The organism is Galactobacter sp. (assembly GCF_022712295.1).
Classification (GTDB): domain Bacteria; phylum Actinomycetota; class Actinomycetes; order Actinomycetales; family Micrococcaceae; genus Galactobacter.
Map to the genome: position 1 here is coordinate 23550 of NZ_JALAGT010000005.1, position 16063 is coordinate 39612.

The 16063-nt window shown below is 65.9% G+C and carries 18 protein-coding genes and 1 tRNA gene; 12 read left to right on the forward strand and 7 right to left on the reverse strand.

The window, feature by feature from the left end; genetic code table 11:
- Positions 1-63: 63 nt before the first annotated feature.
- From nusG to Q0A15_RS00395, 3 genes are all read right to left on the reverse strand, one after another.
- Positions 64-855 (reverse strand): transcription termination/antitermination protein NusG, encoded by a 792-nt coding sequence (gene nusG, locus Q0A15_RS00385; protein ID WP_291277556.1) that lies wholly within the window; start codon positions 853-855, stop codon positions 64-66.
- Between the two features lie 68 nt (positions 856-923).
- Positions 924-1178: a preprotein translocase subunit SecE gene (secE, locus tag Q0A15_RS00390; RefSeq protein ID WP_291277557.1), complete on the reverse strand. Its 255-nt coding sequence runs from the start codon at positions 1176-1178 to the stop codon at positions 924-926.
- A gap of 107 nt (positions 1179-1285) precedes the next feature.
- Positions 1286-1358: transfer RNA gene (locus tag Q0A15_RS00395), tRNA-Trp, on the reverse strand.
- 134 nt (positions 1359-1492) lie between these two features.
- Between Q0A15_RS00395 and Q0A15_RS00400 the strand changes: the two genes are divergently transcribed.
- From Q0A15_RS00400 to Q0A15_RS00410, 3 genes are all read left to right on the forward strand, one after another.
- Positions 1493-2701, forward strand: a complete 1209-nt coding sequence (locus Q0A15_RS00400; RefSeq protein ID WP_291277558.1) for a pyridoxal phosphate-dependent aminotransferase — start codon at positions 1493-1495, stop codon at positions 2699-2701.
- An 11-nt stretch (positions 2702-2712) separates the two neighbouring features.
- Positions 2713-2976, forward strand: coding sequence for a PspC domain-containing protein (locus Q0A15_RS00405; protein WP_291277559.1), 264 nt, complete (start codon positions 2713-2715; stop codon positions 2974-2976).
- 129 nt (positions 2977-3105) lie between these two features.
- Positions 3106-4134 (forward strand): ATP-dependent 6-phosphofructokinase, encoded by a 1029-nt coding sequence (locus tag Q0A15_RS00410; RefSeq protein WP_291277560.1) that lies wholly within the window; start codon positions 3106-3108, stop codon positions 4132-4134.
- 45 nt (positions 4135-4179) lie between these two features.
- Here the strand turns inward: Q0A15_RS00410 and Q0A15_RS00415 are convergent, their stop codons facing one another.
- The 3 genes from Q0A15_RS00415 to Q0A15_RS00425 all read right to left on the reverse strand — a co-directional run bounded on the left by Q0A15_RS00415 (position 4180) and on the right by Q0A15_RS00425 (position 6810).
- Positions 4180-5325 (reverse strand): glycine cleavage T C-terminal barrel domain-containing protein, encoded by a 1146-nt coding sequence (locus Q0A15_RS00415; protein ID WP_291277561.1) that lies wholly within the window; start codon positions 5323-5325, stop codon positions 4180-4182.
- A complete protein-coding gene (locus Q0A15_RS00420) occupies positions 5322-5993 on the reverse strand; it encodes an FABP family protein (RefSeq protein WP_291277562.1) in 672 nt (223 codons plus the stop codon). The genes Q0A15_RS00415 and Q0A15_RS00420 overlap by 4 nt, the downstream gene beginning before the upstream one ends.
- Before the next feature lie 163 nt (positions 5994-6156).
- Positions 6157-6810 (reverse strand): hypothetical protein, encoded by a 654-nt coding sequence (locus Q0A15_RS00425; protein WP_291277563.1) that lies wholly within the window; start codon positions 6808-6810, stop codon positions 6157-6159.
- 308 nt (positions 6811-7118) lie between these two features.
- Between Q0A15_RS00425 and Q0A15_RS00430 the strand changes: the two genes are divergently transcribed.
- The 8 genes from Q0A15_RS00430 (at position 7119) to Q0A15_RS00465 (ending at position 14254) form a co-directional block, all read left to right on the forward strand.
- Positions 7119-7805, forward strand: coding sequence for a response regulator transcription factor (locus tag Q0A15_RS00430; RefSeq protein WP_291277564.1), 687 nt, complete (start codon positions 7119-7121; stop codon positions 7803-7805).
- Between the two features lie 33 nt (positions 7806-7838).
- Positions 7839-8777 (forward strand): mycothiol synthase, encoded by a 939-nt coding sequence (gene mshD / locus Q0A15_RS00435; protein WP_291277565.1) that lies wholly within the window; start codon positions 7839-7841, stop codon positions 8775-8777.
- Positions 8778-8822: 45 nt separating this feature from the next.
- The gene (locus Q0A15_RS00440) at positions 8823-11039 is read left to right on the forward strand and encodes an RNA degradosome polyphosphate kinase (RefSeq protein ID WP_291277566.1); all 2217 of its coding nucleotides are present in this window, start codon (positions 8823-8825) and stop codon (positions 11037-11039) included.
- Positions 11036-12013: an NUDIX hydrolase gene (locus tag Q0A15_RS00445; RefSeq protein WP_291277567.1), complete on the forward strand. Its 978-nt coding sequence runs from the start codon at positions 11036-11038 to the stop codon at positions 12011-12013. Before Q0A15_RS00440 ends, Q0A15_RS00445 begins: the two co-directional genes overlap by 4 nt.
- A 69-nt stretch (positions 12014-12082) precedes the next feature.
- Entirely contained in the window at positions 12083-12397 is a 315-nt protein-coding gene (locus Q0A15_RS00450; protein WP_291277568.1) for a GNAT family N-acetyltransferase, read from the forward strand.
- 53 nt (positions 12398-12450) lie between these two features.
- A complete protein-coding gene (locus Q0A15_RS00455) occupies positions 12451-13260 on the forward strand; it encodes a thymidylate synthase (RefSeq protein ID WP_291277569.1) in 810 nt (269 codons plus the stop codon).
- On the forward strand, positions 13260-13883 hold the full coding sequence (locus Q0A15_RS00460) for a dihydrofolate reductase (protein ID WP_291277570.1): 624 nt from the start codon (positions 13260-13262) through the stop codon (positions 13881-13883). The genes Q0A15_RS00455 and Q0A15_RS00460 overlap by 1 nt, the downstream gene beginning before the upstream one ends.
- 5 nt (positions 13884-13888) lie before the next feature.
- Entirely contained in the window at positions 13889-14254 is a 366-nt protein-coding gene (locus Q0A15_RS00465; RefSeq protein WP_291277571.1) for an NF038396 family protein, read from the forward strand.
- Between the two features lie 29 nt (positions 14255-14283).
- Here Q0A15_RS00465 and Q0A15_RS00470 read toward each other — a convergent pair whose 3' ends face one another.
- Positions 14284-14703 carry a VOC family protein gene (locus Q0A15_RS00470; RefSeq protein ID WP_291277572.1) on the reverse strand — a complete coding sequence of 140 codons (420 nt, stop codon included), beginning with the start codon at positions 14701-14703 and terminating at the stop codon, positions 14284-14286.
- Between the two features lie 161 nt (positions 14704-14864).
- Here Q0A15_RS00470 and asd point away from each other — a divergent pair, with 161 nt between their 5' ends.
- Positions 14865-15989, forward strand: a complete 1125-nt coding sequence (gene asd / locus Q0A15_RS00475) for an aspartate-semialdehyde dehydrogenase (RefSeq protein ID WP_291277573.1) — start codon at positions 14865-14867, stop codon at positions 15987-15989.
- Positions 15990-16063 lie beyond the last annotated feature (74 nt).

Consider the following 16063-nt stretch of genomic DNA (forward strand, 5'->3'; position numbering starts at 1 on the left):
GAGCAGGTTCTTCGGTCCGTGGCGCCTGGTCGGTGTGACCCGTCGGCCTACGGACCAAGCTTGTTACTGGATCTTGGTGACCTGGGAGAACGAGAGCGTCACAGGCGTCTCGCGCTCGAAGATGGACACCAACACCACGAGCTGGCGGGATTCCAGCTTGATCTCCGAGATCGTGGCCGGGTAGGTCTCGAACGGTCCGTCGTTGACGGTGACGGCCTCTCCGACCTCGAAGTCCACCTTGACGTCGGTGACCGGGACCTTGACGGCCTTACCGGTCTGCTCCGCAACTGCGGTGGGAACGATGGTGTGCTCCAGCATGGAGTAGACCTCGTCCAGGTTCAGCGGTGCCGGGTCGTGGGCGTTACCGACGAAGCCGGTGACACCCGGGGTGTGCCGCACGGCGCCCCAGGACTCGTCGGTGAGCTCCATGCGCACCAGCACGTAGCCGGGGATACGCACGCGGCGAACCGTCTTGCGCGTGGTGTTCTTGATCTCCACGACCTCTTCCATGGGGACCTGGATCTCGTAGATGAAATCCTCCATGGACAGCGTCTGGATACGCGTCTCGAGGTTCAGCTTCACGCGGTTCTCGTAACCGGCATAGGTGTGGATGACGTACCAGTCACCGGGGAGTCGACGAAGCTTGGAACGGAATTCGTCGCGCAGGCGCTGAACCTCTTCCTCGGGGGACTCGACCTGCTCCTGCTCGGAATCGGCCTGGTCCTCCGACGAATCGGCGACGACCTCGTCTGCGGACTGCTCTGCGGCGGCGTCCACGACCACCTCGTCAGCAGGCACGTCCTGGGTAGGCTCCGTACCAGCGTCTGTCTGGGCTTCGAGATCCTGCTCGGACACGCGAACTTCCTGCTTTCTTGCTTGACGATTGTGCGACTGAGGCCAAAAGGCCCTGAAACTGCGAACTACTAACTGTCCGATGGAGCGATGAAGCTCCACGTGGAGAGCTGCCCGAAGAGCAGGTCCAGTAGACCGACGATGATCATCACGAGGACCACGAAGGCAAGAACCACCAACCAGTAGTTGACGAGCTCCTTGCGGGTCGGTGAGACGACCTTCTTCAGTTCCTGGATGACCTGTGCGAAGAACAAACCGATGGCGCCGAAGAAGCCACGCTTCTTCTGGCGGCCCGATCCGGACCCCTTCACTGCGGTGTCGGTCACCTTCTGCCTCCATGTGCCTCATGTCGCTGCGGCGTGGCCCCCTGCCTCCTCTATGTCGAGAAGATCAGGCGATCCACGCCGCATGTGCCCGGACGTCCCGGGATGAGCAGGGCAGACAGGACTCGAACCTGCAACCTGCGGTTTTGGAGACCGCTGCGCTACCAATTGCGCCACTGCCCTACAACGGTTCGGAACACTCGCGCGCTCCACACCGAGGTAAAAGTCTACATGCGATCGGCCCCGACGTCGAACCGTAGGAATGTGACGATGGCCGCCTTGGGCGTGCCGCCGCTTCACTGACTAGGATCGGATGCATGGCACGGATCTCCGCACGCATCGGCTCCATTTCCCCTTCCGCGACCCTGGCCGTGGACTCGAAGGCCAAGGCCCTCAAGGCCGCAGGCCGTCCTGTGATCGGCTTCGGAGCGGGTGAACCCGATTTCTCCACTCCCGATTACATCGTGGAGGCGGCAGTCGAGGCCGCGCGGACCCCGAAATTCCACCGGTACTCCCCCACCACGGGGCAACCCGATCTTGTCGCTGCCATCAAGGAGAAGACCCGCCGGGATTCCGGCATCGAGGTCGGCGACGGCCAGGTGCTGGTCACCAACGGTGGTAAACAGGCCGTCTACAACACGTTCCAGACACTGTTGGATCCGGGGGACGAGGTCTTGGTCCCAGCCCCCTTCTGGACCACTTACCCGGAGTCCATCCGGCTGACCGGCGGCGTCCCGGTGGACGTCTTCGCCGGCCCCGAGCAGGGCTACAAGGTGACGGTGGAGCAATTGGAAGCGGCTCGCACGCCGCGCACCAAGGTCTTGCTCTTCGTGTCTCCCTCCAACCCCACCGGTGCCGTCTACACACCCGAGGAGACCGCCGCGATCGGCGCCTGGGCCGTGGAGCACGACCTCTGGGTCGTCACCGACGAGATCTATGAGCACCTCACCTATGACGAAGCGGTGTTCACGTCAATTGCAGCCGCCACGCCCGCGCTGTGGGCGCAGGCCCCCGGCCAGGAGAAGGTCGTGATCCTCAATGGTGTCGCCAAGACCTACGCCATGACGGGCTGGAGGGTCGGATGGATGGTTGGTCCCAAGGACGTCATCAAGGCCGCCTCCAACCTTCAGTCGCACTCCACCGGAAACGTCTCAAACGTTTCCCAGATGGCTGCCGCCGCCGCCGTTTCCGGGCCCTTGACCGCCGTGGACCAGATGAAGGAGGCCTTCGACCGTCGTCGGAAGCTGATGGTCGAGCTCCTCAACTCCGTTCCGGGTTTCGAGTGCCCAACACCCAAGGGCGCCTTCTACGCCTACCCGGATGTCCGTGGCGCCCTCGGCAAGACCTACCACGGTGTCACCCCCACCACCTCGGCAGAACTGGCCGATTTCATCCTGGAACGAGCCGAGGTGGCAGTGGTCCCCGGCGAGGCCTTCGGGCCGTCCGGTTTCCTGCGACTCTCCTACGCTCTGGGTGACGATGACCTGGTGCAGGGAGTGACCCGCATCCGCGACCTGCTCTCCTGAGGCCGGTACCTATGCTGAACGGTTTCTTCAATCTGTTGCGCAGGCAGTCCCTGCGTCGTGGCCCACGCCGCATCCTGGGTGGGGTCTGCCACGGCATCTCCCGCAGCCTCGGCTGTGACCCGGGCCTGGTGCGCTTGATCGTGATGGTGGCCATGTTGCTGCCGTTCATCGGGTGGCTCACCTACCTCGTGGCGTGGTTGCTGATCCCTTGGCGGGACGAATCCATCGTTCTCGAACGGCTCATCGACTCGGGGCGCGGACGGCGTCGCAACTGAGACGCCCGCCTCTGCACACACGTGCGGTCTCGCGGGTCCTGCCAACGTGATCTGAAGCACTAGACTCCTGTTGGAAACATTTCGCGGGGCCCAACGACGCGCCTCACGCTTTACTACAGAAGGAACCTCATGCGTGTCGGCATCATGACCAGCGGCGGCGACTGCCCCGGCCTGAACGCGGTCATCCGCGGGGCAGTTCTCAACGGCATCAAGACTCACGACCAGGAGTACGTCGGTTTCCTGGACGGGTGGAGGGGCGTCATCGAAGAGGACGCCATCGAATTGGAACGCCATCTGGTCCGTGGCATCTCCAAGCAGGGCGGCACCATTCTGGGCACCAGCCGCACCCATCCGTACAACCACCCCAATGGCGGACCGGAGCACATCGCACAGGTGCTCGAGCGTCAGGGCATCGAGGCCCTCGTGGCGATCGGTGGTGAGGGAACCCTGGCCGGCGCCCATCGTCTGGCGGAGGCAGGCCTGCCCATCATCGGTGTCCCGAAGACCATCGACAACGATCTCGGTGTCACCGATTACACGTTCGGGTTCGACACCGCTGTCCAGATCGGGACGGAGGCCATGGACCGTCTGCGTACCACCGGTGAGTCCCATCACCGGTGCATGGTCGCCGAGGTCATGGGCCGTCACGCCGGGTGGATCGCGCTTCACGCGGGCATGGCTGCCGGCGCACACGCCATCCTGATCCCCGAACAGACGGTGTCCCTGGAACAGGTGGCCGAGTGGGTCAAGGAGGCCTTCGACCGCGGCCGTGCCCCGCTGGTCGTCGTGGCCGAGGGCTTCAGCCCCCTGGGCGACGAGGGCGACTACACGCCTCAGGGCGCGGCCCGCGACGGCCGCATGCGGCTTGGCGGCATCGGCGACCGGATCGCCCCGATCCTCGAGGAGCTCTCCGGCGTGGAGACCCGCGCCACCACGCTGGGCCACATTCAGCGCGGCGGCACCCCCACCGCCTTCGACCGCGTCCTTGCCACCCGCATGGGTATGGCGGCTTCGGACTTGGTTGCGGCCAAGGCCTGGGATCAGATGCCTGCACTTCGTGGCACCGAGTTGGAGCGCGTGCCCATGTCCGAGGCACTAGAGTCCCTCAAGACCGTGCCGCAGTCCCGGTACGACGAGGCCGCCATCCTCTTCGGCTGATCCGGCCCGCCCCCGCGAAACGGCACGGCAGTACCAGCGGCGGCCTCAGAGGCGCTTGATTCCCTGCGGCCGTCCCACCACGGAGCCCGCTTCAGGGGCCACGATGACGGTCTGCGCTGCGGTGTAGCTGGTCTCGCCGTCCACCACGCTCAGTTCGAGCCCGGGGTCCACCGCCCGCCGGATGACGGCAAGGGCGATGGGACCAGCGTCGTGATGAAGCACGGAGGAGGTCACGGTCCCGACCTTGCGGCCGTCTGCCATCACGGCAGAACCTGCTGCAGGCACGGTGTGTTCCATGCCGTCCAGGTCCAAGAACACCAGGCGCCTGGGCGGATGGCCCAGGTTGTGCACTCGAGCAACGGTCTCCTGGCCCTTGTAGCAACCCTTGTTCAGGTGCACGGCGCTGCGCAGCAGGTCCAGTTCGTGCGGAATGGACTTGTTGTCCATTTCGTGGGCCTGGGATGGCTGCCATGCGGCGATACGGACCTGCTCATAGGCGTCCAGTCCCGCCGGCCGCCAACCGGCCTCCTGCAACGCCTGTGCCACGATGGTCAGTGACTCCCGCGGCACCAGGACCAGCCGCCGTTCGGTCTCGAATCCCGGGTGGTCCTCCACCGGCCCGTAGGGGTACCCCCCTGCAGGGATGTCCGGCCAGGGGTCCACCCATTCGATGCCCGACGACGCCGCTGCCGCGGCGTCCGCAGGCCACTCGCCGCCGGTGGCGAGTACGGCCCACCGTTCCGAGACGTCCGCGACCTCGACGCGCAGCATGAAACGCATGGAATCCAGCCAAGCCGCCAGTCCCGCAGCCAGGCCGGGTTCCAGGATCAGGTAGGCGGTTCCGCCCTGATCCACGACCCGCGCGTCGAACTCGATCCGACCCTGCAGGTCTAGAAAAAGGGTGCGGGTGCTTGTCCCCTCCGGCAAGCCCGTGAGCGCCTGTGAGGACAGCGAGTGGAGCCAGGAGAGACGGTCCGGGCCGGTCACCGTCACCACACCGAAGTGGGACAGGTCCACGAAGGCGCGGCCGTCCGCCAGCGCCCGCCCCTCACGCAGTGGAGCGCCGTAGTGGTCGGCCACTCCGGCTCCTGCCGCTTCCACCGCCCCGTCGAGGTCCAGTAGTGGCGACCGATATGGCGAGGCCGCCCCCACCTGAGTGGAAGCGGCCGTCGAGTCATTGTTGTGCGTCATGCGTTGGGGTCTTCCTCGTCGCCTGGTTCATCGACTGGCGCGTTGTCCCCGCCCTGGTGCTTACCCTTGGGCGGTTCCACCTTCCTGAGAGCGGCGGAGGCGTGTGCCTTCAGGTCGTTGCCGGTGGAGACGTCCCAGCGCCACAACAGATCGTTGTTCACCAGCCCGAAGATGCGGGTGGCCGAGACGTACTCGCGGGAGTTCTTCCCGCGCATGACTCCGTCGGTGGCCAAGGTGACCTGAGGACCCTTGATGACGCCGTAGTACTGCTCCGAGACCCCGCGGGGATGGTTGATGCTGACCTGCAGGTCGAATCCGCCCTCCTCGTTGCGCAGTTCCTCGACGGCGTCAGCGTTGCGCAGGGCAGGAACCACGTCGCCGGGAATGAGCCCCGGGCCCCCGTCAGCGTCCACGAGTTCGCGGTCGAGCTGCCAGAAGCCGCTCTCGACGCTCAGCGGGCGCACCACGGTGCCGTCCGGGTCCGCGATCCAGGTCTCCGCGCGGTATTCCACCACGGGAAGGCCGTTGTCCACGAACGTGGCTCGCTGGAAGATGTGCTGGTCGCCGTCCTCGCCCTCGCCGAGCATGCCGTAGCCCTCCCAGCTGCCGAGCAACCAGGAGAGCGGGACCAGTTCAGGCGTGAGGTCGACCGGAAGTTCGATCACCATCGTGGGGGATCTACTTACTTCTGACCCTTGAAGAGCTTGGACACCACCAGGCCGGCAAAGGCGGCCATGGAGACGCCGGCGACGCCGAGCAGGCAGTAGAAGAAGATTTCGAGACCGATGTATTCACCATGCATGGGGACATCCTATCCGCTCGGGGCGGTGGTCAGGAAAGCCGATCCTGCAGCACGGTGATGACCATCGCCACAGGCGCACCGGCGGCGACGATCCCGGCGCCCCCACCCAGGATCCAGCGGGCGGTGAGGGCGCCACGCGAGGCGGGCACCGCAGCGTCGGGCATCTGCGCGTCCTGGGTCCGCATTCCCCGCGCGGCGAGCGCCAACGAGGCGGCCGTACCGATGAGGACTCCGACCACGGCGACGATGAGACCCATTGCGCCGGCGTCAGCCTGCCAGGCCACGAACCACCCGGAGCCGGATGCGCCGAGCAGGGCGGTGGCCAGCGATGTGGAGAGTGAGTCGGTGCGAGCGCTTGCGCCCGTACCGCGGAGCAATTGAGCGAGGAAGGCGACGAGCGTGGCGACGGCGGGGACCAGGATCCAGTGCTGGAACGGCCTCGATTCGGACGCCGTTGCCACTACGGCCAACGCGGCACCGGCGCTCAGTGCCCCGATCACGGTGGAGAGCAACGGGGTCGCGTCCACGGCCACTCGTGGAAGCAGCGCCACCATCACCGCACACAGCACGGCCACAACCACCAGTTCCGGCGCGGTGCCCCAGGCATCCGTGGGCAGGGAGAGCGGAAGCAGCGTCGCGGCAGCGGCGACGAGGAATGAAATCAGTGCAGCCAAAATCCTCACGGGGTTCATCTTTCCACGCGGTGCCGCTTTCCACGGGGTCGAGCCCCGCGTCCTGAACCGGAGGTGTTCACCCATCGCGAGGCCTGCGTCATGTCTCGGTGACGACGTGGGCGGCTTTCGGCAGCACCCTCGTGATCTTCCGGTGACACACGGAATCTGCCGGAAACATGCCCGGAACACGAGGGCTTATAGACTCTCATCGGTGACCTGGGACTCATCCGGTTCCCGCATGGAAGCGAGAGACACGTCGGAGGGGGCCCTCAAGGGTCGCCGTTGAAGAAGGCGAATTCTCACGAAAGGTTGAGGCCGTGGCACACGTCCTGTTGCTCACTACCGCACCGGCGGTGGGTGCCGTCCTGCCCTCCTTGGATCTCCTTGGCCACGAGGTGGAGCTCGGCGCCCCGGAGACGGCCTCCCTGGTCAAGGCCACCGGTTACGATCTGGTTCTCGTGGACGCCACCACCGACCTGGCAGGTTCCCGCGCATTGTGTCAGTCCGCCTCCACGGTGCGCCTGGACGTTCCCGTTCTTCTCGTCCTGACCGAGGGTGGCATGGCTGCCGTGGGTCCGCAGTGGGGTGCGGATGACGTGATGTTGGCGGGGTCCGGTCCCGCCGAGGTCGAGGCCCGGCTACGGCTTGCAAGCCGCCACCATGCCGATCCCGAACCCGGACCCATGAAGATCAGGGTCTCCGGCGTGGTGATCGATGAGGACTCCTACACGGCCAAGGTCGCGGGCAGGGCGTTGAACCTGACCTTCAAGGAATTCGAGTTGCTGAAGTACCTTGCCGGTCATCCCGGTCGGGTCTTCACGCGTGAGGCCCTTCTGCAAGAGGTCTGGGGCTACGACTACTTCGGAGGAACCCGCACGGTGGATGTTCACGTGCGTCGCCTGCGCGCGAAGCTGGGTTCCGACCACGATCAGCTCATCGGGACGGTCCGGAACGTGGGCTACCGCTTCGCCGCCTCCACCCCGGAGGAGAACGAGGCGGAGTGATCCCGGTCCCAGGGCCCCGGTAGCGTGGGCACCATGGATTTCCCCCTGACGCCGTTCACCGGTTCCCCGGACGCCTCCCAGCTGGAGTCCCTGCGCGTACTGGCCTCGGCCGGTAATGCTGTGGACGGACATCCACCGTTCAACGACCAGACCTGGGCGGCCCTGCGCGCCGGCGACCACGGGGTACGTGGCGCGTTCATCCCCTCCGGCGATGCCTTCGCGGCCGCCGCCGTCATCACCGATCTGGAGGAGCCAGGGCCGAACGGCTCGGTCGGCACCGGCGCACTCGTCGAGTTGGTGGTTCATCCGGTGGCCCGCGGCCGCGGCCTGGGCGCCGCTCTGGCAACCTGGGCGGTGGAAGGCCTCTCCCCCGAGGCGCCGTTGCAGGCGTGGTCACACGGCGGTCACCCCGCCGCCGCACACTTGGCGCAGCAGCTCGGATTGCGTCCTACCCGTGAGCTGTGGGTCATGGCGGTCTCGCCGGAGAAGGTGACGTCCCTGCCGGCGGCCTCCTTCCCTGATTCGGTCACCTTGGACACCTTCCAGGTCGGCAAGGACGAAGCAGATTGGTTGGCGGTGAACGCCGCAGCCTTCGATTTCCACCCTGAGCAGGGCCGTATGACGCTGGGTGACCTTCAGGCCAGAGAGGCGGAGGACTGGTTCGACCCTGAAGGTTTCTTCCTGGCTCGTTCCGCCGAAGACAAGCTGTTGGGCTTCCATTGGACCAAGGTCACCAAGGCAGCAGACGGCTCGGTGGCCGAGGGCGAGGTCTATGCGGTGGGCATCGCACCCGAAGCGCAGGGGTCGGGGCTCGGCCGTGCGCTCACGGTGGCCGGTCTACATCACCTCGCGGACTCGGGAGCCCCCAAGATCCTGCTCTACGTCGAGGCGGACAACGAACCCGCCGTCGGCCTCTACACGTCCTTGGGCTTCACCTTGGCCGACTCCGACGTGCTCTATTCGCGTTCCTAGTCCGTCCGAAGTTCACTGTGATGCAACCCGAAGGCGACTAAACTCGTGACCGTGGACAACGACTCCGAGAACAGCGCCCTGCCCGATCGCGATACGACCCCGTCCAAGGCAACTGTGGACCGCATCGAACTGCCCGAGTTCGCCCCTGCCGCGGAGCCCGAGGGCGGCTTCTCACTCGACCGCTTCCTCGACCGGGAGATGAGTTGGCTGGACTTCAACGCCAGGGTGTTGGAACTGGCAGAGGACCCCGACCTGTTCCTGCTCGAGCGGGTCAATTTCCTCTCCATCTTCGCCTCCAACCTTGACGAGTTCTTCATGGTCCGGGTGGCGGGCCTGAAACGCCGCATCGCCGCCGACATCGCCGTCCCTACCGCTGCAGGCGTGAATCCGGTTGACCAGCTCGAGGCCCTCCTCGGCCGAGCCCATGAGCTGCAGGTGCGCCATGCACGGGCCTTCGCCGAGTCGGTGGTCCCGGCTCTGGCCGACGAGAACATCCACCTGGTGCGCTGGGATGAACTGGCCCAGCCCGAGCAGGACCGGCTCGGTACGTGGTTCAAGGAACAGGTCTTCCCGGTGCTGACCCCCTTGGCAGTGGACCCCGCTCACCCGTTCCCGTACATCTCGGGGCTGAGCCTCAACCTGGCCGTCTTGGTGCGTAACCCGCTGACCAACAAGCAACTCTTCGCTCGTCTCAAGGTCCCGGACGCGTTGCCCAGGCTGGTATCTGTGGACGGGCCGCGTGCCGGCCACTCCAAGAACTCCCCGGCCCGCTTCATCCCGTTGGAGAAGGTCATCGGCGTCCACCTCGAGGCCCTGTTCCCGGGCATGGAGGTCGTGGAGTTCCATACCTTCCGGGTGACGCGTAACGAGGACCTGGAGGTCGAGGAAGACGACGCGGAGAACCTGCTCCAGGCGCTGGAGAAGGAATTGTTGCGGCGCCGCTTCGGTCCGCCCGTACGCCTCGAGATCGCCGATGACATCTCCGATTCGGTGCGTGACCTGTTGGTCAGGGAACTCGGTGTGTCCCAGGACGAGGTCTTCTCCCTACCCTCTCCCCTGGACCTGCGCGGCCTCGGGGACATCGCGGGGATCGACCGACGGGACCTGCACTACCCGAAGCATCTGGCCCGCACGTCCCGCTTCCTCAACGAATCGGAAACGTCCAAGGCCGCAGACGTCTTCGCTGCCGTGCGCCGCAGGGACATCCTGCTGCACCACCCCTACGATTCCTTCTCCACCTCGGTGCAGGCCTTCTTGGAGCAGGCGGCCGCTGACCCCAAGGTCGTGGCGATCAAGCAGACCCTGTACCGGACTTCGGGTGACTCCCCCATCGTGGACGCCCTGATCGATGCTGCCGAGGCCGGTAAACAGGTGTTGGCGCTCGTGGAGATCAAGGCCCGCTTCGATGAGCAGGCGAACATCTCCTGGGCCAGGAAACTCGAACAGGCCGGGGTGCACGTGGTCTACGGCATCGTCGGCCTGAAGACCCACTCGAAGCTCTCCCTCGTGGTCCGCCGCGAGAAGGGAATCATGCGCCGCTACGTACATATCGGAACGGGCAACTACCACCCACGCACCGCCCGCTACTACGAGGACCTGGGGCTGCTCACCTGCGACGAGCAGGTGGGTGAGGACGTCTCCAAGCTCTTCAACCAGCTCTCCGGGTATGCGCCCAAGACCACGTTCAAACGTCTGCTCGTGGCGCCGCGCTCGCTACGCTCCGGCCTGATCGACCTGATCGAGCGGGAGATCGCGGCCCGCCACAAGGGGCTCGATGCCCGCGTTGTCATCAAGGTCAATTCCATGGTGGACGAGGCCATCATCGACGCCCTCTACCGTGCCTCCCAGGCCGGGGTGAAGGTCGACGTGATCGTGCGTGGCATCTGCTCGCTCCGTCCGGGCGTCGCCGGACTCTCCGACAACATCCGGGTGCGTTCCGTGCTCGGACGGTTCCTGGAGCACTCCAGAGTGTTCGCCTTCTCCAACGAGGGCGAACCCATCGTCTACATCGGCAGCGCGGACATGATGCACCGAAACCTGGATCGCCGGGTGGAGGCGCTGGTTGCCCTCTCCAATGCGGAGGACAAGGCCGAACTGCTCGCCCTGCTCGACAAGTACTTGGACGCCGGAACGGCCTCGTGGCACCTCGACGCGGACGGCACCTGGACACGTCACCACTTGGACCAGAGCGGATCCGCGCTCATGGACATCCAGGAGTACCTGCTGCGCTCCCGCGAACGTTCCGCGGCCAGGCGCTCATGAGTTCGTCGGTGCAAAGGCCGCTGCGTTCGTGTGATCCCCAAGACTTCACCGAGAAGTCGTTCAAGGTTCTGGCAGCCGGCGCCCTCCCGTGGCGACGGCATCAGGGCCGCCTCCAAGTCCTGGTGATCCACCGACCCAAGTACGACGACTGGTCCTTCCCGAAGGGCAAGCTGGAGAAGGGCGAGACACTGGCCCAGTGCGCGGTCAGGGAGGTCAAGGAGGAGGGGGGGCTCAAGATCACTCTCGGCATCCCCCTGACCGCCATCAGCTATGACATGTCCAAGGGCTCCAAGGCGGTCTACTACTGGGCAGCCCACGCCACCGGAACGCCTCGAGGGGACGGTCGCGAGGTGGACGGATGCGCCTGGCTCGATGTCGGGGACGCGTTGGAGCGGCTGAGCAACGAGGCCGATCGGCTGCCGTTGCAGGCCCTGGCGGCGGCCCACGACGCCCATGCCTTGGACACCTCAGCCCTGATCCTCGCGCGCCACGCCAAGGCTAAGCCGCGCTCAGGGTGGACGCGAGCCGAGGGTGAGCGCCCGCTGGCGACCTCCGGCGTGAGGCAGGCGGAGTCCCTGGCAGCACTGCTCACCGCGTGGAGGCCCTCCAGGGTGCGTTCCAGCCCGTGGCGGCGTTGCATGCAGACCGTTGCACCGTATGCCGCCGCCCAGGGGATCCAAGTTCGCACCGTTCCCGCGCTGACCGAGCACTCCGCGACCAAGCACCCGGCCAAGGCGGTGAAGGCCCTGGAGAAGCTGCTCACCAAGTCGCACTGCCAGCTGGTGTGCACGCACCGTCCTGTTCTGCCCACGTTGCTTCCCGTTCTGGCCTCCCATGGCGTCCAGGGTTGCGACAGGACGCTGCCGGCCAAGGACCCCTACCTGCGTCCAGGAGCGGTGATCGTGGTGCACCGTCCCGTCGACGACCTCACACGCATCGTCTCCGTCGAGGTCCACGAGCCCTTCGACGACTAAGTCCCCGCTCCGGACTAGGATCGAAGTCACCCACCCGCACGCACCACCATGAACGCCGAAGGAGTAGTCATGCCCCGCTCCACAGCACTGATCCCGTTCGATTCCGTGCACGTGATCCAGGACCTGGCCCACGAACGCTACGATCTCTTCGACGGCGAGGAATTCATCGGTTTCGTGGGGTATTCCGCCGAGTACGGGATCGTTGACCTGCAGCACACCATCATCAAGGAGGAGTTCTCCCGCCGTGGCTATGCCCGCGCCCTGGTGACCATCGTGTTGGAGCGCATCTGGGCGCGCGAGGAGAAGATCATTCCCACGTGCTCCTACGTTGCGCAGTACCTGGAGCGCTTCCCGCAGTACAAGGTGCTCCTGCACCAGCCGTGACGGCGCGCGCCGGACGGACCCGGGCCGTCCGGCGACCATTAGACTGGAGGACCATGAGCGCGAACCCTTCCACCTATGAGGACCTGCTCGCAGACGTCCTGGACAACGGCACGCACAAGTCCGACCGAACCGGGACAGGCACCACCTCGGTGTTCGGCCGCCAGTTGCGCTTCGACCTCTCCGGGAACCGCTTCCCCCTGGTGACCACCAAGCGGGTGCATTTCAAGTCCCTGGCGTTGGAGATGCTCTGGTTCCTGCGCGGTGAGTCCAATACCGCCTGGCTGAAGGAGCAGGGCGTGAGGATCTGGGACGAATGGGCGGATGCGCAGGGCGAGTTGGGCCCGGTGTACGGGGTCCAGTGGCGCTCTTGGCCCACACCCAGCGGTGAGCACATTGACCAGATCACGAACGTGGTGGAGCAGATCCGCACCAACCCGGATTCGCGACGTCACATCGTCTCTGCGTGGAACGTCGCCGAGATCGAGAACATGGCCCTGCCCCCATGCCACGCGTTCTTCCAGTTCTACGTGGCGGACGGCAAACTCTCCTGCCAGCTCTACCAGCGCAGTGCCGACCTCTTCCTCGGCGTCCCGTTCAACATCGCAGAGTATGCGCTGCTCACACGCATGATCGCGGACCAAACCGGCCTGGAGCCTGCCGAATTCATCTGGACGGGAGGGGACTGCCACATCTACGACAACCACGTTGACCAGGTCCGCGAACAGCTCTCGCGCGACCCGTACCCCTCCCCCACACTGACGTTCGCTCGCACACCGGAGTCCATCCTCGACTACACGTTCGAGGACTTCGAGGTCCACGACTACCTCCACCACCCCACCATCAAGGCCCCGGTCGCCGTCTGATGGACGTACCTGCTGCACCCGCTCATCCCCTGGGCGAGGACCACCCCTTCGTCCGCGCGGTCCGGTCCCTACCCGCCGCCACGGTGGGCGCCATCTGGGCGCAGAGCCGCGACGGTTTCATCGGCCGCGGCGGCACCATGCCCTGGCACGCCCCGGAAGACATGAAGAACTTCGCCGCACTCACGTGGGGTTCTCCGCTGGTCATGGGCCGGCGCACGTGGGAGTCGATCCCGGCCCGTTTCCGCCCGTTCGCCGGGCGCACTTCACTGGTCATCACCTCGCGGCAGACCATGGCCGACGACGTGTCCGCCGCCTCCCGACCGGACGCGCCGGCGGAGCCGGCGAGCACGCTGGAGGCCGCCTTGCGGCGCGGAGCCGAGCTCAGCACGTCGGGCATGGTGTGGGTGGCAGGCGGCGGGCGGGTCTACGCCGACGCTCTGGCCGCCGGTGACTTGGACGCCGCCGTGGTCACAGTCCTGGACCTCGACGTGCCCGACGGCGACACCCGGGCACCCGCACTCGGGCCCGACTTCACACTCGCGGCGGCCTGGCCCGCCAGGGGATTCCAACGGGGAGACAAAGGCCCCGGCTACCGCTTCGAACTGCACCGAAAGGCCAACTGACCCTCATGGCTGTCCCTACCGAACCAACCCCATTGGCCCAGCGTCAGGAGACCTGGTTCCTCCTGGGGTACATGCTGCTGCCCATCCTGGGCCTCGTGTCGGTGGCGATGGGGATCTGGTCCATCATCATCGACCGCAAGATCCTGGGGGTCATCCTCATCGTGGTGGTGACCCAGGTCTTCGTGTGGGGTGCCGTCTACGCGATCGGCAAGCGCAAGAAGCTCCTTGACCAAGATCTCGCCGCGATCGACGAACAGATGAGCGACGAAGAGGCCATCGACGCCTTCAACGCACGTGAGGCACTCGAGATCGAGGCGCGCGAGCAAGCAGACGCCGAACGCAAGCGTACGGAGGGAAAGGACGAGGCCTGATCACGACGGTGTGACCGGGCCCGTCCATTTCATGCAGGGCAGTTGAAGGACCACATCACGCCGAAACGATCGAAGACCTGGCCGTACCAGTCCCCCCACGGTGCCTGCTCGAAGGGCAGGTTGATGCTCCCGCCACCGCCCTGGAGCCCGGCGATCAGCTCCCGCGCCTCGTCTGGGGTGTCCGTGGTGTAGAGCAGCGAGTACACGGTGTCCCTGATGGGGTTGTCGCGCTCGTCCGGCATGGCATCCGCCCCGGAGATGGTGCCGCCGGGCAGGGTCAGGGTCGCGTGCGCAACCCAGTTGGGATCCGGCTCGAAGGGCAGGCCCGGCATCGGATTGTCACCATACGTGATCAACTCGAGTTCACCGCCGAAGACCTCCTGCCAGTGTTTCATGGCCTCTGCTGCGTTGCCGGGGAGTGCGATGTAGGTTGCCAGATTCTTGGTCATGATGATCGTGTCCTCATCAGGTCGGTTCGCTGAGGCGTTCGGGGACGGCTTCGGACGCCTGCAAGTATGCCGTGCACGGTGGGTGGAGGGAAGGGCCGTCACAGTGCGTTGGTCCCGTCACACGTTCGGGCCAATGCTCGTGGAATCCGTAGCATGGAGGCATGACTTCACAGGCAGTAGGATTCGTCGGTTATCGCGGCATGGTGGGCTCCGTGCTCATGCAGCGCCTGCAGGAGGAGGGCGACTTCTCCTCCATCGATCCCGTCTTCTTCTCCACTTCCCAGGCCGGAGCGCCCGCCCCGGCCTTCGCCTCCGCCGCGCCCGCGCTGAAGGACGCCCATGACCTCGACGAGTTGGCGAAGCTGCCCATCATCGTCACGACCCAGGGCGGCGACTACACCACTGCGGTGCATTCGCGCCTGCGGGCCTCGGGCTGGGACGGGATCTGGATCGACGCGGCCTCCACGCTGCGCACGGCCGAGGATTCCATCATCGTGCTCGATCCCGTCAATCGTGACGTGATCGATGCAGGCCTGGACCGCGGAACCAAGGACTATGTGGGCGGCAACTGCACCGTATCCTGCATGCTCATGGGCCTCGGCGGGCTCTTCCGCAACGGCCTCGTCGAGTGGGCCACCTCCATGACCTACCAGGCTGCTTCGGGCGGCGGCGCCCGCCACATGCGGGAACTGCTCACCCAGTTCGGCGAGATCAACGCGTCCGTCAGCGCTGAACTGGCCGACCCGGCGTCGGCCATCCTGGACATCGACCGCAAGGTGCTGGCCAAGCAGCGCTCAGGTGAGCTCGATGCCACGCAGTTCGGCGTGCCGCTGGCAGGCAACCTGATCCCGTGGATCGACAAGGATCTGGGCAACGGTCAGTCCAAGGAGGAGTGGAAGGCCGGAGTCGAGACCAACAAGATCCTGGGTCGCTCCGAGGCGGACAAGGTCATCGTGGACGGCCTCTGCGTCCGCATCGGCGCCATGCGCTCCCACTCTCAGGCGCTGACCATCAAACTGCGTGAGGACGTCTCCCTCGACGAGGTGTCCCGCCTGCTGGATGAGGACAACGAGTGGTCCAAGGTGGTTCCCAACACGCGTGAGGCCTCCATGGAGGATCTGACCCCGGTGGCCTCCTCGGGCACGCTCACGGTGCCGGTCGGTCGCCTGCGGCAGCTCGAGATGGGCTCCCAGTACATCTCTGCCTTCACCGTGGGTGATCAGCTGCTCTGGGGCGCGGCCGAGCCGCTGCGCCGCATGCTGGCCATCGCTCAGGGTCGGCTGTAGTACCCAGTGAACGACGAAAGCCAAGGCGGTGAGGGTTCTCCCTCACCGCCTTGGCTTTTCCCGGCGTATCACCG

Coding starts and splice junctions, on each gene's coding strand:
- Q0A15_RS00400 (WP_291277558.1), top strand. CDS start 1,493: ATGGCACGGATCTCCGCACGCATCGGCTCCATTTCCCCTTCCGCGACC.
- Q0A15_RS00405 (WP_291277559.1), top strand. CDS start 2,713: ATGCTGAACGGTTTCTTCAATCTGTTGCGCAGGCAGTCCCTGCGTCGT.
- Q0A15_RS00410 (WP_291277560.1), top strand. CDS start 3,106: ATGCGTGTCGGCATCATGACCAGCGGCGGCGACTGCCCCGGCCTGAAC.
- Q0A15_RS00415 (WP_291277561.1), bottom strand. CDS start 5,325: ATGACGCACAACAATGACTCGACGGCCGCTTCCACTCAGGTGGGGGCG.
- Q0A15_RS00420 (WP_291277562.1), bottom strand. CDS start 5,993: ATGGTGATCGAACTTCCGGTCGACCTCACGCCTGAACTGGTCCCGCTC.
- mshD (WP_291277565.1), top strand. CDS start 7,839: ATGGATTTCCCCCTGACGCCGTTCACCGGTTCCCCGGACGCCTCCCAG.
- Q0A15_RS00445 (WP_291277567.1), top strand. CDS start 11,036: ATGAGTTCGTCGGTGCAAAGGCCGCTGCGTTCGTGTGATCCCCAAGAC.
- Q0A15_RS00450 (WP_291277568.1), top strand. CDS start 12,083: ATGCCCCGCTCCACAGCACTGATCCCGTTCGATTCCGTGCACGTGATC.
- Q0A15_RS00455 (WP_291277569.1), top strand. CDS start 12,451: ATGAGCGCGAACCCTTCCACCTATGAGGACCTGCTCGCAGACGTCCTG.
- Q0A15_RS00460 (WP_291277570.1), top strand. CDS start 13,260: ATGGACGTACCTGCTGCACCCGCTCATCCCCTGGGCGAGGACCACCCC.
- Q0A15_RS00465 (WP_291277571.1), top strand. CDS start 13,889: ATGGCTGTCCCTACCGAACCAACCCCATTGGCCCAGCGTCAGGAGACC.
- Q0A15_RS00470 (WP_291277572.1), bottom strand. CDS start 14,703: ATGACCAAGAATCTGGCAACCTACATCGCACTCCCCGGCAACGCAGCA.
- asd (WP_291277573.1), top strand. CDS start 14,865: ATGACTTCACAGGCAGTAGGATTCGTCGGTTATCGCGGCATGGTGGGC.